Source organism: Caulobacter sp. (assembly GCF_039596335.1).
Lineage (GTDB): Bacteria > Pseudomonadota > Alphaproteobacteria > Caulobacterales > Caulobacteraceae > Caulobacter.
In genome coordinates this window covers 194071-219270 of the sequence record NZ_JBCNJZ010000008.1, presented here as the reverse complement: position 1 = coordinate 219270, position 25200 = coordinate 194071, and the positions used below count along the sequence as shown (strand labels likewise).

Sequence of the window (25200 nt, the reverse complement as noted above, 5' to 3'; positions counted from 1 at the left end):
CGCCGAAACGAAGAAGGCCGCCGGTTCCCCGGCGGCCTTTCCAGTCTTTGTCTTGCGACCGAGACTACATCTTGTAGCGGACGCCGACCATGATCGTGCGGCCAAAGTGGTTGTATTCGTAGTTGCGGTCGGCCGCGAGGTCGGTGAAGCGGTCGCGGTACTCGTCCGTCAGGTTCACGCCTTCCAGCGAGAACTCGAGATGATCGTTCCAGCGATAGCGCATCGAGGCGTCGACGTTCACCGAGCTGTTGTAGCCCTCGAACACGTTGCCGGTGGCGCTGGTGCCGTCGATGAAGCCGCTGCGATAGGCCGCCGAGGCGCGGGCGCTGAACTTGTCGGCTTCGTAGTAGAGCGTCACGTTGAACGCCCGGCGCGACAGGTTGAACAGACGCTCGGTCGCCGTGCTGTTGACCAGCGACGGGAAAGCGCCGGTCGGGGTGGCGTTGGTCGCCGGGCCCTGTACGCCGTAGTCGACGTCGGAGTCGACCAGGGTCAGGTTGGCGATACCGCCGAAGTTCGACCAGAAGCCCGGCAGGAAGGTGAACGGCCCCTGCACGGCGAACTCGACGCCCTTAAGCTTGCCGCCTGCGCCATTGATCGTGGTGTTGATCGACCAGGGCTGACCCTCGGGATTGCTGGCCGCCGGCGAGCTGGGGATGATCAGCGACAGCGGCAGACCGGTCGAGGCGTAGGTGCCTTGCGTGGTCGCTGCGATCGGGAAGCTGCTGATGTCCTTCTGGAACACCGCGACCGAGAAGATCGACTCGCGGGCGAAGTACCATTCCAGGGCCGCGTCGTAGGCCTTGGCGCGGTAGGGGTCCAGCTGCGGGTTACCGAAGTTGATCCGATAGTTGAAGCCGTCGACCGAGCCGCCCGGGGTCAGGCTGCCCAGGTTCGGACGGGTCATGACCTCCGACGCCGACAGGCGCAGGATCAGCTTCTCGGTCGGGAACAGCGCCAGGTTAACGGCCGGCAGCCAGTCGTTGTACTCACGGTCGACCGTGACGGTCTGGCTGTTGTTGATGCCCGTCGAGGACTGTTCGGTCTTCACGTAGCGCACACCGGCGTTCAGGGCGTAGTCGAGACCGGCGATCTGGCTCTTCACGTCGAATTGCAGATAGGCGCCGCTGTCCTTCTCGGTCACCGAGCGGGTATTGCCGGCCTGCTGGATCAACGGACGCTGATACAGGTTGATGGAGGCAGCAGCCGCCTGCAGGTTCGGCACGACCCAGCTGGTCGTGGTGCCCGCCGGGGCGCCGGCGCCGCGCAGGTTGAACACTTCGGTCAGGGCCGAGGTGACCGGAGCACCGTAGGCGCCGGCCGCGCAGCTGAAGGCCGCGCAGTAGGTCGAGTCACGAGCGCCTTCCACCAGGTTGAAGTCGAACTGACGGAACGAAGCGCCCCCCTTGACGGTGATCGCCTCGTTCAGGCCCCACTCGGCGTTCAGCGCGGCGGTGCGGAACTTGTTGGTGTTGTTGGACGGACGGTCGCGGAATTCGGCGAACTGGAAGTTCGTCGGGTCGGTGACGCTGGTGCCGAACGCCAGCACCGGCTTCTTCATGTCGGTGTAATCGTAGCGATAACCGTTGGCGTCACGATCATCGAAGATCATCGTGGTTTCATACGGAATATCGGCGTCCGACTTCGAGACGCCGCCCAGGAAGTTGATCTTGAAGTTGTCCGAGAACTCGTGCGTCAGGTTGGCGCTGAGTTGCTGGAACGTCGTGTCCAGCTGGCGCTCATAGTGTTCGATCCGCACCCAGGCGTTGTCGAACGTACCCTTGATCAGGTTGTTGTTACCGTCGATCGTGTAGTCGCGGACGCTGATCCCGCGCTCGTTGCCGCGGAACAGAACTTCCGCGTACTTCTCGTTGCGGGTGGCCTTGTAGCTGGAGAACAGACCGTCGATCGACAGCGAGGTGCGGTCGGTCGGCTGGAACTGGACGCTGGCGGTCACGCCCAGGCGCTCGCGGTCATGGTTGATCTCGCCCCAGCGCGGGATACGCGGGTGGAAGGCCAGGGCCGTCGCATTACAGTTGGCGCTCGGCACATAGACGCCGCCCGAGTTCTGCGTCGTGAAGCAGTTGACGCCGTTCGCCGAATTGAAGCGGGCCTGCTGCCAGCGCACGGTGTTGTTGGTCGATTCGACCTGGTTCTGCTGCGAATAGGCGGCCGAGACCGAGGCGCCCCACATGCCGCTCGGGTGGCGATAGTTCACCAGGCCGGCCAGACGCGGACCCCAGTCCTTGGCGAGGTCGTTGTATTGACCCTGGGCGCTCAGGGCCATCGTGAACCCGTCCTTGCCGCGCATCGGGTTGCCGGTGTTCAGGTCGACGACCGCGCCCAGCGAACCTTCGTCCAGCGAGGCTTCGGCGGTCTTGTGCACGACCAGCGAGCTGAACAGCTCCGAGGCGAACACGTTGAAGTCGAAGCCGCGCTCGCGGTTGGCGCTGGCGCCGTCCGAGGTGGTGGCGATGGCTTCCATGCCGTTGACGCGCACGCGGGTGAACTGCGAGCCCAGACCGCGCACGGTGATGGCGCGACCTTCGCCGCCGTCACGAACGATCGAGATACCCGGCACGCGCTGCAGCGACTCGGCGAGGTTCTGGTCGGGGAACTTGGCGATGTCTTCGGCGACGATCACGTCGACCGACGAGATCGAGTCGCGCTTGGCGTTCAGGGCCTGGTCGAGCGAGCGGCGGAAGCCGGTGACGACGACTTCTTCGACCGCGACATCATCGGATTGAGCCGGAGCGGCGGTCTGGGCGTGAGCGCCGCCGGCGCACAGGACGGCCAGGGCGAGAGCGCCGCTGGAAACGCCGTTTTTCAGGATGCGCGCGCGCGCATGGGTAGCCTGGAACATGTAGCCTCCTCCCGTATGACAGTGGACGACGTCACCGCCGCCTCGGGCCTTGTGTCCGGCTCCGCGTCCTCCCGCGAAATCCGGCCTCAGCCCTGATCTTCGTTTTTGTCACCGGTGTCAGATCGGAACATCGATATTTGACACCGGTATCAGACAGCTAACAAAGGCCACGTTCGGTCACAAGACCGCAATCTCGTTGCAATCGGGAGAGTTCGTCCGGCGTGGCGTTTGCGACACAGATAAGGCCGCCAAAAGCTGCGCCGTAACGGCTTTAGGCGTCGTCGGGGCGGTAGTGGCTGACCTGGTACAGGCCCTGCAGCATGGCGTCGCGCTGGTCGACCGGCAGCTGGGCGCCGACGGATCGCAGCAGCTTGAGCGCGTTCAGGTGGACATCCACGGCGTCCCAGCGCCAGGCGCCGGCTTCCGCGCAGCTGTCGGCCAGGCCGCACAGCGACATCGCCGCCTTGTCGATGCCGGCGTCCGAGACGAACAGGCTGACGTCGATGACCTTGGAGGCCAGGTGGTACAGCGCCTCGAAGCTCTCGTCGGCGCGGCCTTCGGCGGCCTTGCCGAAGCGGCGCTCGATCTCGCCCAGGCTCTCGTCCAGCGCGGCCATCGACGACTCGCGCAGGGTCTCGACGCCGGCCTCGGCGGCGATCAGGGCGTCCTTGGCCAGGATCCCGCCCTTGTCCTTGATCAGGGCGGCGAGGCGGTTAGGCGGGCGGAACTTGCGAACGGTCATATCTGCACCTTGGCTGGGCGCATCATATTGGCGATTTCGTCATCCGACATGTTGGGCGTCTGCGCTTCGCCCACCTCCGCCGGGAGGTCGTCCCGCCGCCGGCCGTCCGTACCGGGCGGGGGTCCCTCGTGCTTGAAGCGCCGATCGGGTCCGATGTAGTTGTCGCACTCGATAAAGGCGCGCTCCTCGCGCGCGACCCAGAAGATGCGCTCCAGCAGCACCTTCGGCGTCAGCGGCTTGGCCACGACATAGTTAGAGCCCGCGTCGCGCAGCTTGAAGATCTGCGAGGTGCGGGTGTGACCGGTCAGCAGGATGACCGGGATGTAGCGGTTCGTCTCGCCGCCATCCTTGCGCAGCCACTCGATGAACTCGATGCCGTCGGTGACCGGCATCTGCACGTCGCTGACGATCAGGTCGAAGGTCTTGGTGCGGATCAGCGACTGGGCGTCGGGCACGCTCTCGGCCCGGAACAGCTGCTTGACGCCGAAACCGGAAACGACCTGCGACAAAATGTCCAACGACGGGCCGTTGTCGTCCAGGACCAGCACCGTGGCCCGCTCGAGATTGATCCGCGTCGAGGGGAGGAGCGCGTCGGCCATCGTGACCTAGAAGAAGTCCAACTCGCCGGCTTCGGCCTTCTGGCCCTTCTGCTCTCGCATCGTCTCGTCAGCGCGCAGGCGTTGGGCCATGTCGGCCAGGCCCAGCCCGCTGAGGACCGGGGCGATCGACATGCTCCATTCGCCCGAGGCGTGCTGGCCGATGCGCTCGAGCACTTCCGACAGGCCGTGCAGGCGCTGGCTCAGCTCGTCCAGGGCCTGCAGGCGCGAGAGGTTCTCCAGCGTGGCGCCGCCAGTGGCCAGATCGCCGGCCAGATGTTCGCAGTCTCGACAGATGGCCGCGGCCGAGGCCAGCTCCGCCGCCAGCCGACGCGACAGCTCTCCGACCGGAAGATGCTCTTCCAGGGAGACGATCGGCGACGACGGCAGCGGCAAAGCGGTCATGGGCGTCAGAACAGGTCCACGTCGCCGCTGGACGCGGCGGGCATCGGGGGAGGCGTGGGACGACGGACGTCCTGCGGCGCGTTGTCGACGGCCACGAGACGTTGGCGCACCCGGCCCGAGGTCGGCCAGAACTCGACGCGACGGGCCGAGACCCCGCCGGTGCTGGACGACACGATCGGAATGCCTTCGTCGCGCAGAAAACGCTCGGCGAAGGCGGCGTTGCTGGCGCCGACGTCCGACAGACCGTCGAACAGCTTGGCCCCGCCGAAGATCTTGGCTTCCAGCCGCTCGCGGCGGGCGCCGCGCTTCAGCAGGTCGTTGATCAGCAGTTCCATCGCATAGGCGCCATAGCGCACGGCGTCGCCGCCGGTGCCGCGCCCGTCGCCGGCGTCCGGCAGCAGGAAGTGGTTCATCCCGCCCACGCCCGCTTGCGGGTCGCGGATGCACGCGGCGATGCAGGAGCCCAGCACGGTGGTCATCACCACCTGCGGGTCGGTCGACACATGGCTTTCGCCCTGCGTGACGTGCACCTTTACCGCGCGTTCAGGATCATCGTGATGAGCGAAATGCGTCATGTCAGGGGCCCGAACACCTGTTCGATCTTCTCTTTCAAGCCTTGAACGGTGAACGGCTTGACGCAGTAGTTGTTGACGCCGAACTGCACGGCGCGCTGGACCAATTCACGGTCGGCGCGGCCCGTCAGCATGACGAAGGCGGTCTGACGGATGGGCGGGTGCGAGCGCACCGCGCGCAGCAGCGCCAGGCCATCCATCTTCGGCATGTTGAAGTCCGAGATGACGAGGTTGGCCGGCTTGGCCAGGAGGTTCTTGAGAGCCTCCTCGCCGTCGGGCGCCTCGCGGATGTCCTTGAAGCCGATCTGCTGCAGCGCGTTTCGGATCAGCGCCCGCATGGTCAGCTGGTCGTCGACGACCAGAACGGAGATGGTGCTTGCTTGGGGCATGGGTTCAGCGCCTCGCCGAGGCCAGATCGAGGATGGATTGGCCCATGTGGGACAGGGAAACCTGCTTTTCCACAGCGCCGAGTTCGAAAGCTGCGCGCGGCATGCCGTAGACGACGCACGAGGCTTCGTCCTGGCCCAGCGTCTTGGCGCCGGCCTTGCGCATGGCCAGGAGGCCCTGGGCGCCGTCGCGACCCATGCCGGTCAGGATCGCCCCGACCGCCTTGTCGCCGACGGCCTGGGCCACCGAGTTGAACAGCACGTCCACCGACGGGCGGTGGCCGCTGACGGGGTCGCCCTGGACCAGGCGGCAACGCAGGCCGGCCGAGCGAACGACCTCCAGGTGCGTGGCGCCGCCGGGGGCGACATAGACCTTGCCGGGCTCCAGCAGGGCGCCGTCCGTGGCTTCCTGCACCTTGGCCCCGCTGGCGCGATCCAGGCGCGCGGCGAAGCTGGCGGTGAAGGTGGCCGGCATGTGCTGGGTGATGACGGTCGGCGGGCAGGTCTCGGGGAACAGCGTCAGGATCGACAGCAGGGCTTCTACCCCGCCGGTCGACGAGCCGATGGCCACGATGTCGCCCGAGGGCATGAAGTCCTTGCGGCGCGGCGGGGCGGCGACCGCGGCGGTGTCGGCGCTGGTGCGCACCGAGGCGCGAGCGGCGATCTTCACCTTGGTGACGATGTCGGCCAGGGCTTCCTGGGTGCCGGTGGCGTCGGCGGGCTTGCCCACGCAGTCCACCGCGCCCAGTTCCAGGGCTCGCAGCGTCATCTCGGCGCCGGCCTGGGTCAGGGTCGAGACCATGACCACCGGCATCGGCCGCAGGCGCATGATCTTCTCGAGGAACTCGATGCCGTTCATGTTCGGCATCTCGATGTCGAGCGTGACGACGTCGGGGTTCAGGGCCTTGATCATGCCCCGCGCCTCGAACGGGTCGCCGGCGCCGCCGACCACCTCGATCTCGGGATCACGGTTGAGAGCCGCCGTGATCAGACTCCGCATCGTGGCGGAGTCGTCTACGACGAGGACGCGAATCTTTGGCATCAGCGGCCGACCTTTCTATAGGCGGTCAAACCGCAGCTCTCGAATGCAGTCACCGAGGCGCCGACGCGCTCGGAATGGCCGACGTACAGGCGGCCGCCAGGAGCCAGGAGCGGCGCGAAGCGGCTCCAGACGCGTTCCTGGGTGGGTTCATCGAAATAGATCACGACATTCCGGCAGAAGATGGCGTCGAACGGCCCCTTCATGGGCCAGGACGGGCCGTTGAGATTGAGTTCACGGAACGCCACCAGGCTGCGCGCGGCCTCGCAGACGCGCCAGTTGCGGCGATCGGCAGGATCACGCTCGAAGTACTGGCCCCGCACATTGGCGGGGATGCCTTCCAGCAGACTCTCGTCGTACGAGGCCGCCCGGCCGGTCGCCAGCACGTTGGTGTCGATGTCCGTGCCCAGGATGCGGATGTCCAGCTCGGCCGCATTGGGCCAAACCGACAGCACCGTGAAGGCCATCGAATAAGGCTCCTGGCCCGACGAGCTGGCGGCGGACCACAGGCGCAGGCGGCGGCCGGCGCGCACCTGGTCGGCGATCGGCTCCAGCACGTTGGCGCGCAGGTCGTCGAAATGGTGCGGCTCGCGGAAGAAGCGCGTGACGTTGGTGGTCAGCGCCCGGAGCATTTCCTGGCTCTCGGCCGCGCCCTGGTCGCTGGCCACGAAGGCGCAGTACTCGGTGAACGAGCGCAGGCCCAGATTGCGCAGGCGCTTGGCCAGGCGCGAATAGACCAGCGTCGCCTTGCTGTCGGGCAGGCTGATGCCGGCCAGGTCGTACAGCAGCGCGGCGATGCGCTTGAAGTCCTGGGTCGTGAACGCGAACTCGCCATCGACAATGGCTTCGCGGCGTTCGGAAACGGAAGCGGAGGAAGTCGGCATCAGGCGGCCACAGCCTCCCGTTCGGGCAGAATACGGTCCAGCGAGATCTCGCTGATCATGCGGCCTTCGATCGAAACGATGCCGCGCACGAAGTTGCGGACCGTGTCGCAGGCCATGTCGGGGGTCGGCTGCACCATGTCGTCGTTGATCGACAGGATGTCCGAGACCGCGTCGACCAGCAGGCCGACGGTGCGGTCGCCGGCCGCGACGACGATGAAGACGCTGCGCACGGTCGGCTCGATCACCGGCATGCCCAGACGGCAGGCCAGGTCCATGATCGGCAGCACCGCGCCGCGCAGGTTGATGACGCCGCGCATGAAGCCCGGGGTCTGCGGAAGCACGGTCGCCGGGCTCCAGCCGCGGATCTCGCGGACGGCCATGATGTCGACGCAGTACTCCTGCTCGCCCACGCGGAAGGAGATCAGTTCGCGGCGGTCAGCGCCGGTGGCGGTGGCAAGGTCGGTCATGACTTACTCCGCGGCGATGAGAGTGGGTTCGGTGGGACGCGGGGCCCCGCCTTCACGGCGGCGCATCGCGATGGTGGCGTCGACGTCGAGGATCAGCGCGACGCGGCCGTCGCCCAGGATCGTCGCGGCGGCGACGCCCTCGACCTGCTGGTAGTTCTGCTCCAGCGACTTGATGACGACCTGGCGCTGGCCGTGGATGGCGTCGGCCACCAGGGCGGCGCGCGAGCCGTCCTCGCCCTCGACCAGCAGCACGACGCCGTCGGTCGGATGCGGGCTCTGGTCGCGGTAGCCGAGCGTCAGGCCAACATCAATCAGCGGCACGAAGCTGTCGCGGACGGCCAGCACCGAGCCGACCGGGCCCAGCGGACGAACTTCTTCCGGCTTCGGACGCAGGCTTTCGACGATGGCGGCCAGCGGCACGACCAGGGTCTCGCCGGCGACGTCGACCACCATGCCGTCCAGCACGGCCAGGGTCAGCGGCAGACTGAGGGTGAAGGTCGAGCCCAGGCCCGGACGCGAGGCGATCGAGATGCGGCCGCCCAGGGCCTGCACCGAGCGCTTGACCACGTCCATGCCGACGCCGCGGCCCGACACGTCCGAGATCTTGTCGGCGGTCGAGAAGCCCGGGAGGAAGATCAGGTTGTCGATCTCTTCGTCGGTCAGCTGGGTGTCGGCGGCGATCAGGCCCTTCTTGACCGCGATCGAGAAGACCCGCTCGCGGTTGATGCCCTTGCCGTCGTCGGAGACCTCGATGACGATCCGGCCGCTGCGGTGCAGGGCGGCCAGGCGCACGACGCCTTCGGGATTCTTGCCGGCCGCCTTGCGCTCCTCGGGGCTTTCCAGCCCGTGGTCGATGGCGTTGCGCAGCATGTGGGTAATCGGGTCGGACAGACGCTCGATGACCGTCTTGTCGACCTCGGTGTTCTCGCCGTCCATGACCAGGCGAGCCTGCTTGTGCGTCATGTTGGCGACTTCGCGGACCAGACGCGGCATGCGCTGGAACACCGACTTCACCGGCTGGGCGCGGATGGCCATGACGCTGTCCTGAATCTCGCGCGTCAGCTGTTCCAGCTCGTCGAGACCCATGGCCAGGTTGGAGGACGGGGCGATGCCATATTCGCCGACGCGCTGCGCCAGCATGGCCTGATTGATGACCAGCTCGCCGACGAGGTCGATCAGGCGGTCGATGCGCTCGGGGTCGACGCGGATGACCGACTGGCCCGGACCGGGCACTTCGACCGGCGTGGCCTTCTGGGCCGGCGCGGCGGCGGCCGGCGCGGGCGTCGGAGCAGCCGCGACGGGCGCGGGAGCGGGCGTCGGCGCGACGGGCGCGGCTTCGACGACGGACGGCGGCGCAATGGCCTCGACCACGACGGGGGCCGGAGCGACAGGCTCAACGGCGGCAGTATCGTGGATCACCGGCGCATCGGCGATCGTCAGCAGCGAAGCTATGGTGTCGACGGCGGCGCCGGTCCCACGGGTGATTTCCAGGTCGCAGTCGCCGTCGACGAATTCGAAGACCTCGCGGATCGCGGCCTCGTCCTCGTCGGTCTCGACCGTGACGCTCCAGGTGACATAGGCGGCTTCCGGATCCAGATCCTCGAGCGCCGGCAGGGCGCTGTCGTCCAGCGTCGCCTTGATCGGGCCCAGGCGGTTCAGCTCGCGCAGCAGCAGGGCCGTCTCGTTGGCCTTGCGATAGAGGTCCGACTTCGGACGGATCGACACCGTCCAGGTGTTGGAGCTCTCCAGCTCGGCGTCGGCGGCCTGCGCCTCGACCGTGATGGTCTGGGGCACGAAGATGAAGCCCAGATCGTCGTCGTCCATTGCATCGTCGACGGCCACGACGGGAGCCGGGGCGGCTTCCTCGACGACCGGCGCCGCGGCGGCGGGGGCCGGGGCGGACGAGGGATCGGTGCAGTGGGCCAGTTCCTCGGCCATGGCGGCCGAAGCAGCCATGTCGACATCGCCCAGGCCGCGAGCGGCGCTGACGTGGTCGGCCAGGATGTCGGAAGCCCGCAGCAGGACGGCGGCCAGGTCGGTCGTGTTCGGCACCGAACCGCCGCGAACGGCGTCCAGCAGAGTCTCGAACACGTGGGCGAAGCGCACCAGCGGCTCTAGGCCGAAGGCGCCGGCGCCGCCCTTGATCGAGTGGACGGCGCGGAACACGGCATTGACCGTCTCGAGGTCGCCGGCCCCTTCCTGCATGGCCAGGAGACCGCCCTCGAGGTCGGCGAGGAGTTCCTCGCATTCCTGGAAGAAGGTGACCTTGATGGCCTCTAGCTCGTCCATTTCCCGTACGTCCTAATTCGCGTCTAGCAACGGGTGCTCAAACAAAGCGGCACTGAGTTCTTTGACCTGGATCAGATCCAGGCCCGGTATCCGTCAGGCGGCGACGCGGCGGATGGCGTCGACCAGCTTTTCCGGATTGAACGGCTTGACGATCCAGCCTGTCGCGCCGGCTTCGCGAGCCCGCTGCTTCTTGGCCGGGTCACTTTCCGTGGTCAGGACCAGGATCGGGATGGCGCGATAGTCGTCATCGACCCGCACCGCCTCGATGAAGCCGAAGCCGTCCAGCTTGGGCATGTTGATGTCCGTGATGATCACGTCGGGGCGATGGGCGGAGAGAACCTCCAGACCATGCTCGCCGTCGACGGCCTCGACCACGTTGAACCCGGCGCCGGCGAGCGCCATGCGCAGCATGTCCCTCATCGTGCGGGAGTCATCGACCGTGAGAATCGTACGCGTCACGATTCAGCTCCTTGGAATTCCGCCGAGAGGAGCGCCCCTTCGGCGCCGAAAAGACGGGTGGTTTCGACAAAGGCCTCGGAAGGCCCCTTGATGGAGAAGGCTTGGCCATCGCGGCTCCAGGCCTTGCGGGCCGCGAGCAGCACCTGAAGGCACAGGCCGCCCAGGCGACGGACTTCGTCGGCCTGGATTTCGATCGGACCGCCGCGGCGTTCGATCAGAGCGGCCTTCAGAGGCGCGGCGGCCTTGAGGTCCAGGTTTTCAGGCAGCGCAATGGCAGCCATCAGAACTCCTCCCAGCTATCCGACGCGGGGGCCTGGGCGACAGCCGCCGAACCACTGCTCCGGCCCGGGCGGGCGAAGGCGTTCAGGCGAGCCTGCTGCTCGGCCACCGGATTGCGCGCCGGGGCATGTTGCGTCGTGTCGGCCACCGCCGGACGGGCGTAGGCGCTCGAGGATCCACCGACCTGGAAGCGGGCCATCAGACGGACCAGCTCGGCGGTTTCGCCCTTCAGCGAGTGCGTCGCAGCGGTCGATTGCTCGACCATGGCGGCGTTCTGCTGGGTGACCTGATCCATCTGGTTCACGGCCGTGTTGACTTCGTTCAGACCGGTCGCCTGCTCCGCAGCCGAAGCCGCGATCTCGGTGACCAGGGCGTCGATCTCGCCGACCTTCGCCACGATCCGTTGCAGCGCCTCGCCCGTCTGGCCGACCAGGCTGACGCCTTGGCTGACCTGCTGGGTCGAGCTGGAGATCAGGGTCTTGATCTCCTTGGCCGCTTCGGCCGAACGCTGGGCCAGGGCCCGGACTTCCTGGGCGACCACCGCGAAGCCGCGGCCCGCCTCGCCCGCCCGCGCGGCTTCGACGCCGGCGTTCAGGGCCAGAAGGTTGGTCTGGAAAGCGATCTCGTCGATCACGCCGATAATCTGGCTGATCTGGCCCGAGCTCTTCTCGATTTCGCCCATCGCGGACACTGCCTGATGGACGACCTGACCGGAATGCGTCGCTTCGCCACGCGTCGTCGAGACCACGTCCGAGGCCTGACGGGCGCCCGAGGCCGTGCGGCGCACGGTGGCGGTCAGCTCGTCCAGGGCGGCGGCGGTTTCTTCCAGGCTGGCGGCCTGTTGTTCGGTGCGGCGCGACAGATCGTCCGAGGCGTGAGCGATCTCGTCGGCGCCGGTGCGCAGGCCGTCGGTCGAGGCGGCGATGACCTTCATCGTCTCCTGCAGCGAGCCCATGGCGCCGTTGAAGTCGTTCTTCAGCTTGGCGTAGTCGCCGGGGAATTCGGCGGTGACGCGGAAGGTCAGGTCGCCCTGAGCCAGACGCTCCAGGCCTTCGGCGAGGCTGCTGACCACCAGGGCGCTTTCCTTGGCCGAGGCGGCCGAGGCGGCTTCCTTGGCGCGGCGCTCGTCGGCGGTCAGGGCGGCGGTCTTTTCCTGCTCGGCGCGCAGCTGGTCCAGGTGCAGTTGGTTGTCGCGGAAGACCTTCAGGGCCGAGACGATGGCGCCCAGTTCGTCGCCGCGCGTCAGGCGCTCCAGGTCGATGCTGTTGTCGCCCTTCGACAGCTTGTCGGTGGCGCCGGCGATGTCGTTGATCGACTTGCGGGTCGTCATGACGGTGAACCAGGCCAGACCGCCGACGGCGGCCAGGGTGATCAGCGACAGGACGATGGTGACGCCCATCGCGGCGGCGGCCTCGGCCTGGCGCTTGGCGGCCTCGGTCTCGATGCGCTTGTTGGCGGTGGCGACGACCTGATCCAGCAGACCGGTCATCTTCGCGTACTGTTCCTCGAACGGCGCGATGAAGCCGACGGCCATGTTGAAGTCGACGCCGATCATGCCCGACACGGTGTCGATGGCGCTGCGGCACTCTTCAAGCGACTTGATCAGTTCGTTGATCTTGGGTTGTTCGGCGGCGGGGAGCTTGGCCTTGAGCGCGGCCAGATCCTTCTTCACCGCATCGGTCTCGGTCAGGATCGCCGCCATACGGGCGTCGTTCTTGTCCAGATCGATGTTGCCGGCCTTGTGGGTCATCACGGTGTAGAGCTCACCGTTGATGTTCGAGATGCGCTTGGAGACCGCCTGGATCTCCATGTTCTGGCGCATGTCGGCTTCCACGACCTGCTTGAGCGCGGCCGACTGATTGTTCTGCACGACGATTGAGCCGGCGGCCATCAGGGCCAGCATCAGCAGTGCGAACGCCGGCGCGAAGCCGATCTTTATGATCAACGGCAAATCGACGAGACGAATCCGTTTCATCGCGAGGTCCCCTCCAACCAGCGCTCCGTGCACACGGCTCGCCAACATGAAGCGGGATAATCCCGATAGATTCCTAACAACCTCTGACTTGGTTAAAAGGAATTCGAGATAAGTCGCGCAGGTGCTCTCGGGCCGTTCGTTTGGCCACGCCACCCCCATTCCGGAGTCTATAAAGAGGGACGACTCCGGGAGGACGGAAATTAATGAATTAGTATGGTTATTTGAAAGTAAAAATCGAATATTCTTCGATGACTCAGGATATCTTAACTGGCTTCGGCGAATTTGCCCCTGCGTCCGATTGGCGCGTCGTCCACCGGACGGGACAACTTTACTGGGAGCAGCGGGATGAAATATCCGATCGCTATTGCCGCGGGAATCGCTGGCAGCTTGTTCGTCGCTCAGGCCGCTTCGGCCGCCGGCGGTTTTGAAGACCAAATGGGCCGTTGCCTGCAGCAGTTCGCGAACACCCGCGACGCCGCGCAAGTGATGCTCGAGTGCAATGCCGACGCCGGCAAGCTGTCGGGCTGCAAGGTCGTCGACAACAGCGCCGCGGGCAAGGGCTTCGACAAGGCCGCCATGTGCATCGCTGAAAAGCTGCCGATGGGCGCCAAGACCGGCACCGTGAAGGTCCCGTTCCGCTTCCCGGGCGGCGCGTAAGCTTCTTCTCCCCTCAAGGGGAACATGACGCCCTCGCCGACACGGTCGGCGGGGGCGTTCTGCTGTCTGGAGGACGGCGCGCAAGGTCATGGTCTTTCGCTAGACTTGCCGTGTCCTAGAATTCTTCCCACTCGTCCTTGGCCACGGCCAGGTTGCCGCGCGAGACCGGGGCCGAGACGCCGGGGCGGCTGGCGGGACGCGCAGCCTGCGGAGCCGGGGCGCGGACGGGCTCGGGACGAGCGGCCACGGCCGCCGGCGCACGAACCGGCGCGGCGCGGCTGGCGGTGACGCGGAAGCTCGACACCTGCTTGATCAGTTCCGAGGCCTGCCCCTTGAGGGAGTGGGTCGCAGCGGTCGTCTCCTCGACCATGGCGGCGTTCTGCTGGGTGACCTGATCCATCTGGTTCACGGCCGTATTGACCTGGTTCAGGCCCGTGGCCTGCTCCTGGGCCGAAGACGAAATCTGGGCGATCAGTTCGTCGATCTCGGCGACCTTGCCGACGATGCCGCGCAGGGCCTCGCCGGTCTGGCCCACCAGACCCACGCCACGATCGACCTGAGCGGTCGAGTTGGCGATCAGGGTCTTGATCTCCTTGGCCGCATCGGCCGAACGCTGGGCCAGGGCCCGGACTTCCTGGGCGACCACCGCGAAGCCGCGACCGGCCTCGCCCGCACGCGCAGCTTCGACGCCGGCGTTGAGGGCCAGCAAGTTGGTCTGGAAGGCGATCTCGTCGATCACCCCGATGATGTTGCCGATCGAGCGCGAGCTGGTTTCGATCTCGCCCATGGCCGCAACGGCCTGGTCGACGACGACGCCCGACTTTTCGGCCTCGGCCTTGGCGCCGGCCACGACGTCCTGGGCCTGCTTGGCCCCGGTGGCCGAGCGGCGGACGGTCGAAGTGATCTCGTCCAGGGCGGCGGCGGTTTCTTCCAGGCTGGCGGCCTGCTGCTCGGTGCGGCGCGACAGGTCGTCGGCGGCGACGCCGATCTCGTCCGTGCCCGAGCGGATGCCGTCGGTGGCCTCGGCCACGCGGCTCATCGCCTGCTCCAGGATGCCGACGGCGTTGTTGAAGTCGTCCTTCAGCTTCTGGAATTCCGGGGTCACATCGCTGTTCATCCGGCCGACCAGATCGCCCTGGGCCAGGCGGTCCAGCGCATCGCCCAGCGCCTGAACCACGGCCATCTGGGCCTGCTCGTTGGCCTGGCGGGTGGCTTCCAGGCGCCGACGCTCAGCCTCGATGGTTTCGAGATAGATCGAGATGGCGAAGTCCATGTCCAGCATGACCGCCTTCATCAGGGCGCTCAGGCTGTCGCCGGCCTTGGCCGGGTCGCCCTTGGCCATGAAGCCCTTGGGCCAGACCTCGTCGATGGCGGCTCGGATCAGGTGCTCGCTGACGATGGCGTAGCCGCCGATGTACCAGCGGGGCTCCAGGCCGATGCGGGCGTGGGTCTGGCCGATGGTGCGCACGGCCTGGACGTAGCTCTGGTCGAACTCGGCGCTGGAGATCAGGTCCCAGTGCGATTGCTGGCGGCCCGAGGCCGACTGCATGTGGCTGTCGCTGCCGAAGAACTTGCGGGTCTCGGGCGTGGCGCGGACCTTGGCGTAGAAGGCGTCCAGCGCGGGGCCGATGTTTTTGCGGATGACGGGCTGCAGGTCGCGCAAGGCGCCCCGCGCCTTGTCGTCCAACCCCATGAACGCCACCCGTTCGCTGATCGCGTGATCCTGGCTCATAGCCGCCCCCGTTGATATGGGCGCAAGGCTCGGCGGTCGTGCTTAACGCGAGCTTAAATCTTCATCCGGACGACGCGGCGGTTCGACGCAACACCTTCGACGTGCATGGGCCCGCCCCGGAAAGGCGCCCGCGCTGAAAACCTTTGCACAACAGAGGTCAAAGCCCCCGCCTCTAAGTCGGGAGGCCGTCACGACCAGAGCTTGGCCGTGACGAAGCGTCGCACCCCTAGCCGCCGCGTTTCAGGGTCTCGCGGGCGATGACCAGCTGCTGGATCTGGCTGGTGCCCTCGTAAATCCGGAAGATTCGGACGTCGCGATACAAGCGCTCGATTCCATAGTCGGCGACATAGCCGGCCCCGCCGAACACCTGCACCGCCCGGTCGGCGACCCGGCCGACCATCTCCGAGGCGAACAGCTTGGCCGCCGCCGCCTCCAGGACGATGGTCGCCCCACCGTCGCGCTTGCGGGCGGTGTCCATGACCAGGGCCTTGGCGGCCAGGGCCTCGGTCTTGCTGTCGGCGATCATCGCCTGGATCAGCTGGAAGCTGGCGATCGGCTGGCCGAACTGCTTGCGCTCGGTGGCATAGGCCACGCAGTCGGCGATCAGGCGCTCGGCCACGCCCACGCAGACGGCGGCGATGTGCAGACGACCGCGATCCAGCACCTGCATCGCGACCTTGAAGCCCTCGCCCTCCGCGCCCAGGCGGTTCTCGACCGGTACGCGGACATTGTCGAAGGTGACGTCGTGGATGTGGGCGCCCTGCTGGCCCATCTTCTTCTCGGGCTTGCTGACCGACAGCCCCGGCAGGTCACGCGGCACCAGAAAGGCCGAGACCCCGCCGCCGCCCTTCACGTCCGGATTGGTGCGGGCCATCACCGTGAACAGCGAGGCCTTGCCGGCATTGGTGATGAAGCGCTTGCCGCCGTTCAGGACGTAGTGGTCGCCGTCCAGGGTCGCGCGGGTCTGGACCGCGGCGCTGTCGGAGCCGGCTTCCGGCTCGGTCAGGGCGAAGGAGGTGATCACGTCGCCGGACGCGATGCCGGGCAGCCACTTGGCCTTCTGGGCGTCGTCGCCGAACATGACGAGACCTTGGCTGCCGATGCCGACATTGGTGCCGAACACCGAGCGGAAGGCCGGCGAGGCGCGGCCCAGCTCCATGGCCACCAGCGCCTCTTCTTCCATGTTGAGGCCCAGGCCGCCGAACTCTTCAGGGATGGAGAGACCAAAGAGCCCCAGGCCCTTCATCTCCTCGATCACGTCGGCCGGGACGGCGTCATCCTCGGCGACCTTGGCCTCGATGGGGCGCAGGCGCTCGGCCACGAAGCGCGCCACCGTCTCGAGCAGTTGCTCGCGGGTTTCCAGATCGAGGGCCATGCGCTTCCTTCCCGTCAAACGCTTGTTTTGACGCGGACTGTAGCGATGGCCCCCGAGAATGGAAGCCTTACCCTGCGGCCTTTTCCTGTTGGGCCAGCACGCTCTTGCGCTTGCCGTAGGCGAAGTAGATCACCACCCCGATGATGTGGGCGTACAGGAAATAGAGCTGGGTCTTGGCCGGCAAGCTGTAGAACAGATAGAGGCAGCCCAGGACGCCGGCCGGGGCCACGACCTGCCACAGCGGCGTCGAAAACACCCGAGGACGGTTCGGCTCACGGCGACGCAGCACGATCACCGAGACGCCGACGGCGATGAACGCCGCCAGGGTGCCAGCATTGGCCAGCTCGGCGATGTCCTTCAGCGACAGGAAGCCCGAGATCACCGCCGACAGCACGCCGGTCAGCAGGGTCATCAGCACCGGCGTGCCGGTCTTGGCGTTCACCGCCGACAGGGCGCGCGGCAGCAGGCCGTCGCGGGCCATGACGAAGAAGATCCGACTCTGGCCATACATGAAGGCCAGGATCACGGTCGGCAGGGCGATGACCGCGGCCAGGGCCACGAAGCCGGCGACCTTGGCCTGGTTCAGGGTTTCCAGGATGAAGACCAGCGGCGCTTCGCTCTGCGAGAACACCTCTGCGCGCGAGGCGCCGATCGCGACGGCGGCGACGATCATGTAGATCGCCGTGCACGCAGCCATCGAGCCGACGATGCCGATGGTCAGGTCGCGCTTGGGGTTCTTGGTCTCCTCGGCGGCCGTCGACACCGCGTCGAAGCCGTAGAAGGCGAAGAAGATCAGGCTGGCGGCGGCCATGACCCCGACCTTGGCGGCGTCCGCCGCGGCGCCGGCCGGGACGTGGGCCTGGAAGCCGTTGGGCATGAACGGCGTGAAGTGGCTGGCGTTGAAGGCCGGCAGGCACAGGGCCACGAACACCGCCAGGGCGATGATCTTCACAAACACCAGGATCATGTTGACCGTGGCGCTCTCGCGGGTGCCCAGGGCCAAGAGGCCCGCGACCGCCATCGAGATGAATACGGCCGGCAGGTTGACGATGCCGCCCTGGTGGGGACCGGCCAGCAGGAAATCGGGGAAGCCGGCCGCCTTGAACAGGCCCGTGGCGTGCGCTGACCAGCCGACGGCCACGGCCGCGCAGACCAGGGTGTATTCCAGGATCAGGCTCCAGCCGACCGCCCAGGCGACCGGCTCGCCCATCGCCGCGTAGCTGTAGGTGTAGGCGCTGCCCGCCGCTGGCATCATCGTGGAGAGCTCGGCGTAGCACAGCGCGGCACAGGCGCAGACCGCGCCGGCGATCAGGAACGACAGGATGACGCCCGGCCCGGCCAGACCCGCCCCGACCCCGGTCAGGGTGTAGATGCCGGTACCGACGATGGCCCCGACCCCGAGCGCGACCAGATGGTACCAGCTCAGGGTCTTCTTCAGTTGATGGGCGCCGTCGTGCCCGGCGGTGATGGTGTCGATCGCCTTTCGGCGCGTCCAGAAGCTCAAGTCTTAGTCCCTCCGACTCTTGAGCCGGACCATGAAGGCGCTTTTCGTCCCCGCCAATCCCTTCTGGTTAGAAGAATATTGTCGTCAGGGCATAAGCCAGGATGGCGACGGCTACAGTGACCGTCGCCAGCATCACCGCCAGGCGCGGCTTGACCTGCATCAGGGCCTGCGGACCCAGCTTGGCCGAGATGGCGCCGACGCCGGCCAGAAGCAGGAAGCTGGAGCAAACGGCCAAGACCTCGACCAGACCCGGCGGGATCAGGTTCAGGCCGCGGGCGGCGGCCAGGGCCGCGAAGCCCAGTACGAACAGCGGCGGGGCCTTCAGGCCCGAGACCACCCCGCCCTCCTTGGAGCGCGTCAGGAGCAGGCCGATCAGCACCACCGCCGGGCCCAGCCAGACGATGCGGGCCAGCTTGGCCAGGGCGGCCGTGCTGGCGGCCTCCGGCGAGACCGAGGCCCCGGCGCCGGCCACCTGGGCGACGTCATGGATCGACAGGCCGAAGAACACGCCGGCCTGGTGGGCCGACAGACCCAGGGCCTGAGCCAGCGGCGGATAGGTCAGCATGGCCACGGTCGACAGCAGGTTCACCCCGACGATGACCAGGGCCGTGGTGCGCTGGTTGGCGGGACTGGCCGGCGCGGCCTGCGAGGCGGCCAGAGCGGCCGACGCGCCGCAGATCGAGCAGGCGGCAGCGGCGATCAGGGCTTCGGCGAAGGGCAGACCCAGGGCCAGACCGGCAGCCGCGCCAATGGCCAGGCCGCCCAGCACGACGACGCCGCTGGCCAGGATGGCCGGACCACCCAGAGCGGCGAACTCGGCCCAGCTGATCTGCGCGCCCATCATGGCCACGCCGAGGCGCAGGCCGGGCTTGGCGAAGATGTCGAGGCCGGCGGACAGTTGGGCTTGCAGGTTCAGCGCACCCAGCATCATGCCCAGCACCACCGCGATCAGCGGGGCCGGCGCATGCAGGCTCTGCGACAGGAGCTTGGCCAGGACCGCCAGCACCAGGCCGGCCATCAGGCCCGGCCCCAGCTTGCCGGCTTCGAGACGAAGCGCTGCGGCGGTCATCCGCGGACGGTTTCGCCAGCCGAGAAATGAGCATCGGCGCGCGCCGTGCGGTTCGACAGCCGCTCGTTCAGGCGGCGGACGGTCTGGCTGCCGGTGCGCTCGAAGGCGAAGGGCAGGATGCCGTGGACGATGCAGGCCAGGCCAGCGCCCAGCAGGGTGAAGCCGAAGCTCCAGGCCACGCCCATGTGCTCGCCGTAGCTTTCGCCGACCGACTTCGGATGACGCGTAAAGGACCCAAGCATGGCCGCCTCGCTGAATTGCCAGGCTGCCTAGGATGGCGGGGTTTCAGAGAAAGGCATTACTGGATTGACCGCCAATCCGGGCGTAGAGAGAATTCTATTCTCGCACAGGGACATGGCGGAGATGATTGATCTTGATCATATCGATCGGCGCCTGCTGGCGATTCTCCAGGAGGACTCCACCGTCCCCATCGCCGACCTGGCCGAGCGGGTGGGCCTGACCCAGACCCCGTGCTGGAAGCGGGTCAAGCGCCTGCAGGACAGCGGCGTGATCACCGCCCGCGTCGCCCTGCTGGATCGCGAGGCCCTGGACCTGGGGCTGACGGTGTTCGTGGCGGTCAAGACCGGCCGGCATGACGAGGACTGGCTGACGACCTTCGCGTCCGGCGCCAGGACCCTGCCCGAGGTCGTCGAGTTCTACCGGATGAGCGGCGACGTCGACTATCTGCTGAAGGTCGTGGTCCGCGACATCGCCGCCTATGACCGCTTCTACAAGCGCCTGATCGCCACCGCCCCGCTCACCGACGTGTCGTCCAGCTTCGCGATGGAGCAGATCAAGTTCACGACGGCGCTGCCGATCACGCCGGGCTGACAGCGCCTATTCCGGCCAGAGATCCTGGATGTCGCCCTTGCGGTTCAGCATGTGGGTAGCGCGCTTGATGACGGCCAGCAGCCGCTCTTTCCGGCCGTCCTTGTCGTAGGTCAGGGTCGAGCGGGCCAGGCCTTCCAGCATGAAGCGCGCCAGGTCACGACTAGCCTGGAAGCGCGGGCCCGCGCCGGCCTGCAGGATCTTGAACGTGGTGTGGTCGCCGGCCTGGGCGCGGTCGAACTCGGCCTGGGCCGGGGCCAGCAGCGCCTGGATGGCCGGGTCGGCGCGGCCCGCGGCCTCCAGCTCGGCGAAGGCCTGGAACGGCACGCTGTGCAGCAGGTCCCAATAGCTGTCGATCGCATGTTCGGTAACGTCGGCGCCGGCCGGAATGCTGTCGGCGGCGGCGCGGAACAGGGTCGAGCGCTCGGCCTGGATATGGGCCACCGCGGCCTCGACCAGGGCTTCACGCGTCGGGAAATGGTACAGCATCGCCCCGCGCGTCAGGCCGGCGGCGTCGGCGATCGCCGGGTTTGAGGCGGCGTGATAGCCGACCTCGGCGATCAGGCGCATGGCCTGGTCCAGAATGCGCGCACGCGTCTTCTGCGACTTGGGGGTGTCCTTGGCGATGCGGGCGACGTCCATGGACGGTGATCTAGTGCGAGCGATATTGCACCGCAACAGCTAGCCAACCCCAAGCGGTAAAAGGGATTGCTATTGCGTCCAGTTTTTTGACGAAACCGCCGAAACTGTGCATTTCGTAGGCTTCCGCCGAGGAAGGAAACCGTTGATCTCCAGTTAAGCGGGGCTGTTCGGCTTCATTAAAGCGACACGCAATCAGCTTAATCGCCAGCCGTTGGCCGCCATCGCACCGATCCGGGGACGGAGCGAACAAAGCGGCGCCAAACGGGGGTTCGACCATGAGCGCCGACGTCGCCGTCCGCCGCTACCGTTCCGTCTTCATCAGCGATCTGCACCTGGGCACGCGAGGGTGCCAGGCCGAGCTGCTGCTGGACTTCATCCGCCACATCGAGTGCGACAAGCTCTATCTGGTCGGTGACATCATCGACGGCTGGAAGCTGCGCAGCGGCTGGTACTGGCCCCAGGTCCACAACGACGTGGTCCAGAAGATCCTGCGCATGGCCCGCAAGGGCACCGAGGTCATCTACGTCCCCGGCAACCACGACGACCGCATCCGCGATTTCTGCGGCGTGCACTTCGGCGGCGTGATCGTGGCCCGCGACGTGATCCACGAAGCCGCCGACGGCAAGCGCTACCTGGTCGTCCACGGCGACGAGTTCGACGGCGTCGTCCAGCACGCCAAGTGGCTCGCCTTCCTCGGGGATTGGTCCTATAGAACCATCCTCATGCTGAACACTCTGGTGAATCGCCTGCGGCGTCGCCTGGGGTTCGGCTACTGGAGTCTCTCGGCGTATTTGAAGGTCAAGGTGAAGAACGCTTTGCATTTCATCGAGAACTTCGAAGCCGCCGTGGCCGACGAGGCCCGACGTCGCGGCGTCGATGGCGTCATCTGTGGCCACATCCACAAGGCCGAGATGCGTGACATCGACGGCATCAAGTACATCAATGACGGCGACTGGGTCGAAAGCTGCACGGCCTTGGCCGAGCATGCCGACGGTCACCTCGAGATCCTGGAGTGGGCCAAGCTGCGCTCGTGGTCGGTGATCGACCGCACCACCGCCCAGCTGTCGCCGCTCACCGAAGGGGCCGAAGAGCCGTTGCCGGAGCCGGCCGCCGCCTGATGCGAATTCTGCTTGCTACCGACGCCTGGGAACCGCAGGTCAATGGGGTGGTCCGCACCCTCAGCCGCGTGACCCAGGAACTGCGCGCCATGGGCCACATCGTCGATGTGGTCAGCCCGGACCAGTTTCCGACCTTCCCGCTGCCGACTTACCCTGAGATCAAGCTGGCCATCGGCGCCTATGAGCCGGTGCAGGAGCGCTTCAAGTCGTTCGAGCCGGAGGCGATCCACATCGCCACCGAGGGTCCGATCGGCCTGGCCGCGCGCCGGATCTGCCTGGAGTGGAAGCTGCCGTTCACGACCAGCTATCACACCAAGTTCCCGGAGTACGTCTCCGCCCGCCTGCCGCTGCCGCTGGCGGCCGGCTACACCTACATGCGCTGGTTCCACAAGCCGTCGGGCCGCCTGATGGTGGCCACGCCGACCATGCGCGACGAGCTGGCCAAGCACGGCTTCCGCAACCTGTCGCCCTGGTCGCGCGGCGTCGACACCGACATCTTTAAGCCCCGCGAAGCCGGCGATCCCGACATCTTCGAGGGCTTGGCGCGTCCGATCTTCCTCAATGTCGGCCGGGTGGCCGTCGAGAAGAACATCGAGGCTTTCGCCAGCCTGGACCTGCCCGGCACCAAGGTCGTCATCGGCGACGGCCCCCAGCGCGAGGAGCTGGCCGAGAAATATCCCGAGGTGAAGTTCCTGGGCGCCAAGTTCGGCGACGAACTGGCCCGCTACTTCGCCGGCGCGGATGTCTTTTGCTTCCCGTCCCTGACCGACACCTTCGGCCTGGTGATCCTGGAGGCCATGGCCGCCGGCGTGCCGGTGGCGGCGTTCTCGGCCCCGGGCCCGGTGGACATCATCCCCGGCTCCAACGCCGGCGTCCTGGCGCCGGGCCAGACCGACGGGCTGAAGGAGGCCTGCCTGGCCTGCCTGGACATCGACCGCGTCGTGACCCGCAAGTTCGCCGAGAAGTTCTCGTGGCGCTCGTGCGCCGAGGAATTCTACCGCAACCTCCAGCCCTATCCGGAGCCGGAGAAGACCCGCTTCTGGCGTCGCCTGCGCCGCCTGGCGCGTCTGCGGAAGAAGACGGCGGCCTGAGCCGAAACGGACCGCCGCCCAGGGGGCGACGGTCCGATCTGATCCTTAAGCCCGCGCCGCCAGGCGCTTCAGCAGCGCATGGGCGACCGCGTCGCTGCTGGCCGGGTTCTGGCCGGTGACCAGGTCGCCATCCTCGACGACATAAGGCGCCCAATCCGGTCCCTTCTCATAGAGCCCGCCGTTGGCTTTGAGCATGTCCTCGACCAGGAACGGCACGATGTTCGTCAGCTCGACGGCGTCCTCCTCGCCATTGGTGAAGCCGGTGACCTTGCGGCCATTCACCAGGGGAAGGCCGCTGGCCGCCTTCACGTGACGCAGAGCGCCCGGCGCGTGGCAGACCGGGCCCAGCGGCTTGCCGGCGCGGTCGAACGCTTCGATCATAGCGATCGAGACTGGCGATTCCGCCAGGTCCCACAGCGGACCGTGGCCGCGCGGGTAGAATACCGCGTCAAAGTCGGCCGCATCGACGGTGTCCAGGGCGACGGTCTGGGCCAGCGCCTTCAGCGCATCGGCGTCGGCCTGGAAGCGGCGGGTCGTGTCGGTCTGGAAGTCGGGCAGATCACTCTTCGGATCCAGCGGCGGCTGACCGCCCTTGGGCGAGGCCAGGACCAGCTGCGCGCCGGCGTCCAGGAAGGCGTAGTAGGGCGCAGCCAGCTCCTCCAGCCAGAAGCCGGTCTTCTTGCCGGTGTCGCCAAGGGTGTCGTGCGAGGTCAGGACGATCAGGATTTTCATGGCGTGTCTCCGCAGAAATGGGTCAGGTCAGGGCGGCGCGAAGCGCGTCGATCTTGTCGGCATAGGGCGCGCGAAGCCGCAGACTGGCCCCGCCGTCGGGGGCTTGGGTCACGACCGGGCGAGCATGGCTGAAACGCTCGAAACCGTGCTTGCCATGATAGGCGCCCATGCCCGACGCGCCGACCCCGCCGAAGGGTAACGTCTCGATCGAGACATGGGTCATGACGTCGTCGAACACCAGGGCGCCCGACGTGGTCCTCGCGGCGAAGTCAGCCCGCAGATCGGCGTCCTCGCCGAAGTAGTAAGCCGCCAGGGGCTGGGGGTGGGCGTTGATGTAGTCGATCGCTTCGCCGGGGTCCGCATAGGCGCGGATCGGCAGCAGCGGACCGAAGATCTCCTCCTGCATGACCCGCATCGCGTCGGTCGCGCCCAGGATCAGCGTCGGCGCGATCTTGCGCGTCCTCGGGTCCAGCGCCGGCTCGCCGGCGGGCGACATATGCACGATCTGAGCCCCCTTCTCGCGGGCGTCGTCGATCAGGGCGACCAGCCGGTCATAGTGGCGCGGGCTGACGATCGCCGTGTAGTCGGGATTGGCCTGGATCGTCGGCAGGGTGCGCGCGACGAACGATCGAGCCGCGGCGGCGAACGCCTCGACCCGCGCGGCCGACATCATCACATAGTCGGGCGACACGCAGATCTGGCCGGCGTTGAAGGTCTTGACCGTCAGGGTCCGCTCAGCGGCGATGACGATGTCAGCGTCGGGCGCGACGACCACCGGGCTCTTGCCGCCCAGCTCCAGAGTGACGGGCACCAGATTGTCCGATGCCGCCCGCATGACATGGCGACCGACCGCGGAGCTGCCGGTGAAGACCAGATGGTCGAACGGCAGGGCGGAGAACGCCGCGCCGACCTCGGCGTCGCCCAGCACCACGCCGAACTCCATCGGCGAGAAGTAGCGGCCCACCAGCTCGGCCAGCAGCTGCGAGGTGCGCGGCGTCAGTTCGGACGGCTTGAGCAGGGCGACATTGCCGGCGGCGAACACGCCGGCCAGCGGACCGAAGGCCAGGTTGATCGGGAAATTCCACGGCGAGATGATGCCGACGACGCCCAGCGCCTGGCGATGAATTTCGGTCGTCATGCCGCTCAGCGGCGGTTCGACCATCTCCGGCGCCATCCAGGCGTCCAGGTGCTCGCTGGCGTAGCGCAGGGATTTGACGGTCGTGGCGACGTCGGCGGCCAGGGATTGATAGGCGCTGCGATGGCCGAAGTCGTCGCTCATCGCAGCGGCCAGGGCCTGATGATTGTCCAGGATCAGGCGCGCGCCGCGCTCCAGCCGGTCGCGGCGCAACGCGGCGTCGGCCGGGCCGGCGTCGCGGTGGCTCTGCTGCATGGACCGGACGATCGAGGTGAGGGTGGCGATATCGTTCATGACGGTTCTTCGTGTCGGAAGGAATGCCGTGGGTGTATCGCCGCCTGCCGCCGCACGCCCCGAAGAG

The 25200-nt window shown here is 67.2% G+C and carries 25 protein-coding genes; 4 read left to right on the top strand and 21 right to left on the bottom strand.

What is annotated here, in order from left to right; genetic code table 11:
* Positions 1 to 64: 64 nt before the first annotated feature.
* The 13 genes from ABDW31_RS18650 to ABDW31_RS18590 form a co-directional block, all read right to left on the bottom strand.
* Positions 65 to 2863 (bottom strand): TonB-dependent receptor, encoded by a 2799-nt coding sequence (locus ABDW31_RS18650; RefSeq protein ID WP_184723021.1) that lies wholly within the window; start codon positions 2861 to 2863, stop codon positions 65 to 67.
* Between the two features lie 271 nt (positions 2864 to 3134).
* Positions 3135 to 3605, bottom strand: coding sequence for a chemotaxis protein CheE (locus ABDW31_RS18645; protein ID WP_343699388.1), 471 nt, complete (start codon positions 3603 to 3605; stop codon positions 3135 to 3137).
* Positions 3602 to 4204, bottom strand: coding sequence for a response regulator (locus ABDW31_RS18640; protein ID WP_184723027.1), 603 nt, complete (start codon positions 4202 to 4204; stop codon positions 3602 to 3604). The genes ABDW31_RS18645 and ABDW31_RS18640 overlap by 4 nt, the downstream gene beginning before the upstream one ends.
* Positions 4205 to 4210: 6 nt before the next feature.
* The gene (locus tag ABDW31_RS18635) at positions 4211 to 4606 is read right to left on the bottom strand and encodes a chemotaxis protein CheU (RefSeq protein ID WP_184723030.1); all 396 of its coding nucleotides are present in this window, start codon (positions 4604 to 4606) and stop codon (positions 4211 to 4213) included.
* A gap of 5 nt (positions 4607 to 4611) precedes the next feature.
* Positions 4612 to 5181, bottom strand: coding sequence for a chemotaxis protein CheD (locus tag ABDW31_RS18630; RefSeq protein ID WP_184723033.1), 570 nt, complete (start codon positions 5179 to 5181; stop codon positions 4612 to 4614).
* Complete coding sequence (locus tag ABDW31_RS18625) at positions 5178 to 5567, bottom strand: response regulator (protein WP_172270239.1); 390 nt, start codon at positions 5565 to 5567, stop codon at positions 5178 to 5180. Before ABDW31_RS18625 ends, ABDW31_RS18630 begins: the two co-directional genes overlap by 4 nt.
* 4 nt (positions 5568 to 5571) lie before the next feature.
* The gene (locus tag ABDW31_RS18620; protein WP_343699387.1) at positions 5572 to 6606 is read right to left on the bottom strand and encodes a chemotaxis response regulator protein-glutamate methylesterase; all 1035 of its coding nucleotides are present in this window, start codon (positions 6604 to 6606) and stop codon (positions 5572 to 5574) included.
* Positions 6606 to 7487, bottom strand: coding sequence for a protein-glutamate O-methyltransferase CheR (locus tag ABDW31_RS18615; protein WP_343699386.1), 882 nt, complete (start codon positions 7485 to 7487; stop codon positions 6606 to 6608). The genes ABDW31_RS18620 and ABDW31_RS18615 overlap by 1 nt, the downstream gene beginning before the upstream one ends.
* The gene (locus tag ABDW31_RS18610) at positions 7487 to 7954 is read right to left on the bottom strand and encodes a chemotaxis protein CheW (protein WP_172270245.1); all 468 of its coding nucleotides are present in this window, start codon (positions 7952 to 7954) and stop codon (positions 7487 to 7489) included. The genes ABDW31_RS18615 and ABDW31_RS18610 overlap by 1 nt, the downstream gene beginning before the upstream one ends.
* A 3-nt stretch (positions 7955 to 7957) precedes the next feature.
* Positions 7958 to 10243: a chemotaxis protein CheA gene (locus ABDW31_RS18605; RefSeq protein WP_343699385.1), complete on the bottom strand. Its 2286-nt coding sequence runs from the start codon at positions 10241 to 10243 to the stop codon at positions 7958 to 7960.
* Between the two features lie 93 nt (positions 10244 to 10336).
* Positions 10337 to 10702, bottom strand: coding sequence for a response regulator (locus tag ABDW31_RS18600; RefSeq protein ID WP_062095129.1), 366 nt, complete (start codon positions 10700 to 10702; stop codon positions 10337 to 10339).
* On the bottom strand, positions 10699 to 10986 hold the full coding sequence (locus ABDW31_RS18595; protein WP_184724233.1) for an STAS domain-containing protein: 288 nt from the start codon (positions 10984 to 10986) through the stop codon (positions 10699 to 10701). The genes ABDW31_RS18600 and ABDW31_RS18595 overlap by 4 nt, the downstream gene beginning before the upstream one ends.
* Positions 10983 to 13004: a methyl-accepting chemotaxis protein gene (locus tag ABDW31_RS18590; protein ID WP_184723045.1), complete on the bottom strand. Its 2022-nt coding sequence runs from the start codon at positions 13002 to 13004 to the stop codon at positions 10983 to 10985. Before ABDW31_RS18590 ends, ABDW31_RS18595 begins: the two co-directional genes overlap by 4 nt.
* Before the next feature lie 297 nt (positions 13005 to 13301).
* Here ABDW31_RS18590 and ABDW31_RS18585 point away from each other — a divergent pair, with 297 nt between their 5' ends.
* On the top strand, positions 13302 to 13613 hold the full coding sequence (locus ABDW31_RS18585; protein ID WP_172270253.1) for a hypothetical protein: 312 nt from the start codon (positions 13302 to 13304) through the stop codon (positions 13611 to 13613).
* Between the two features lie 115 nt (positions 13614 to 13728).
* Here the strand turns inward: ABDW31_RS18585 and ABDW31_RS18580 are convergent, their stop codons facing one another.
* The 5 genes from ABDW31_RS18580 to ABDW31_RS18560 form a co-directional block, all read right to left on the bottom strand.
* Positions 13729 to 15345, bottom strand: coding sequence for a methyl-accepting chemotaxis protein (locus ABDW31_RS18580; RefSeq protein ID WP_343699384.1), 1617 nt, complete (start codon positions 15343 to 15345; stop codon positions 13729 to 13731).
* A 226-nt stretch (positions 15346 to 15571) separates the two neighbouring features.
* Positions 15572 to 16720: an acyl-CoA dehydrogenase family protein gene (locus ABDW31_RS18575; protein WP_184723051.1), complete on the bottom strand. Its 1149-nt coding sequence runs from the start codon at positions 16718 to 16720 to the stop codon at positions 15572 to 15574.
* Between the two features lie 67 nt (positions 16721 to 16787).
* Positions 16788 to 18224: an amino acid permease gene (locus tag ABDW31_RS18570; protein ID WP_343699383.1), complete on the bottom strand. Its 1437-nt coding sequence runs from the start codon at positions 18222 to 18224 to the stop codon at positions 16788 to 16790.
* A 67-nt stretch (positions 18225 to 18291) separates the two neighbouring features.
* Positions 18292 to 19293 (bottom strand): putative sulfate exporter family transporter, encoded by a 1002-nt coding sequence (locus ABDW31_RS18565; protein ID WP_184723056.1) that lies wholly within the window; start codon positions 19291 to 19293, stop codon positions 18292 to 18294.
* Positions 19290 to 19535, bottom strand: coding sequence for a DUF6356 family protein (locus ABDW31_RS18560; RefSeq protein ID WP_343699382.1), 246 nt, complete (start codon positions 19533 to 19535; stop codon positions 19290 to 19292). Before ABDW31_RS18560 ends, ABDW31_RS18565 begins: the two co-directional genes overlap by 4 nt.
* A gap of 112 nt (positions 19536 to 19647) precedes the next feature.
* Here ABDW31_RS18560 and ABDW31_RS18555 point away from each other — a divergent pair, with 112 nt between their 5' ends.
* Positions 19648 to 20124: an Lrp/AsnC family transcriptional regulator gene (locus ABDW31_RS18555; protein WP_343699381.1), complete on the top strand. Its 477-nt coding sequence runs from the start codon at positions 19648 to 19650 to the stop codon at positions 20122 to 20124.
* A 6-nt stretch (positions 20125 to 20130) separates the two neighbouring features.
* Here the strand turns inward: ABDW31_RS18555 and ABDW31_RS18550 are convergent, their stop codons facing one another.
* On the bottom strand, positions 20131 to 20763 hold the full coding sequence (locus ABDW31_RS18550; protein ID WP_184723065.1) for a TetR/AcrR family transcriptional regulator: 633 nt from the start codon (positions 20761 to 20763) through the stop codon (positions 20131 to 20133).
* 275 nt (positions 20764 to 21038) lie between these two features.
* Here ABDW31_RS18550 and ABDW31_RS18545 point away from each other — a divergent pair, with 275 nt between their 5' ends.
* Complete coding sequence (locus tag ABDW31_RS18545) at positions 21039 to 21881, top strand: UDP-2,3-diacylglucosamine diphosphatase (RefSeq protein ID WP_343699380.1); 843 nt, start codon at positions 21039 to 21041, stop codon at positions 21879 to 21881.
* Positions 21881 to 22972, top strand: a complete 1092-nt coding sequence (locus tag ABDW31_RS18540; protein WP_343699379.1) for a glycosyltransferase family 1 protein — start codon at positions 21881 to 21883, stop codon at positions 22970 to 22972. The genes ABDW31_RS18545 and ABDW31_RS18540 overlap by 1 nt, the downstream gene beginning before the upstream one ends.
* 45 nt (positions 22973 to 23017) lie before the next feature.
* Here the strand turns inward: ABDW31_RS18540 and ABDW31_RS18535 are convergent, their stop codons facing one another.
* Both ABDW31_RS18535 and ABDW31_RS18530 read right to left on the bottom strand, forming a co-directional pair.
* Positions 23018 to 23704 carry a type 1 glutamine amidotransferase domain-containing protein gene (locus ABDW31_RS18535; RefSeq protein ID WP_343699378.1) on the bottom strand — a complete coding sequence of 229 codons (687 nt, stop codon included), beginning with the start codon at positions 23702 to 23704 and terminating at the stop codon, positions 23018 to 23020.
* A 22-nt stretch (positions 23705 to 23726) separates the two neighbouring features.
* Positions 23727 to 25133 (bottom strand): coniferyl aldehyde dehydrogenase, encoded by a 1407-nt coding sequence (locus ABDW31_RS18530; protein WP_343699377.1) that lies wholly within the window; start codon positions 25131 to 25133, stop codon positions 23727 to 23729.
* Positions 25134 to 25200 lie beyond the last annotated feature (67 nt).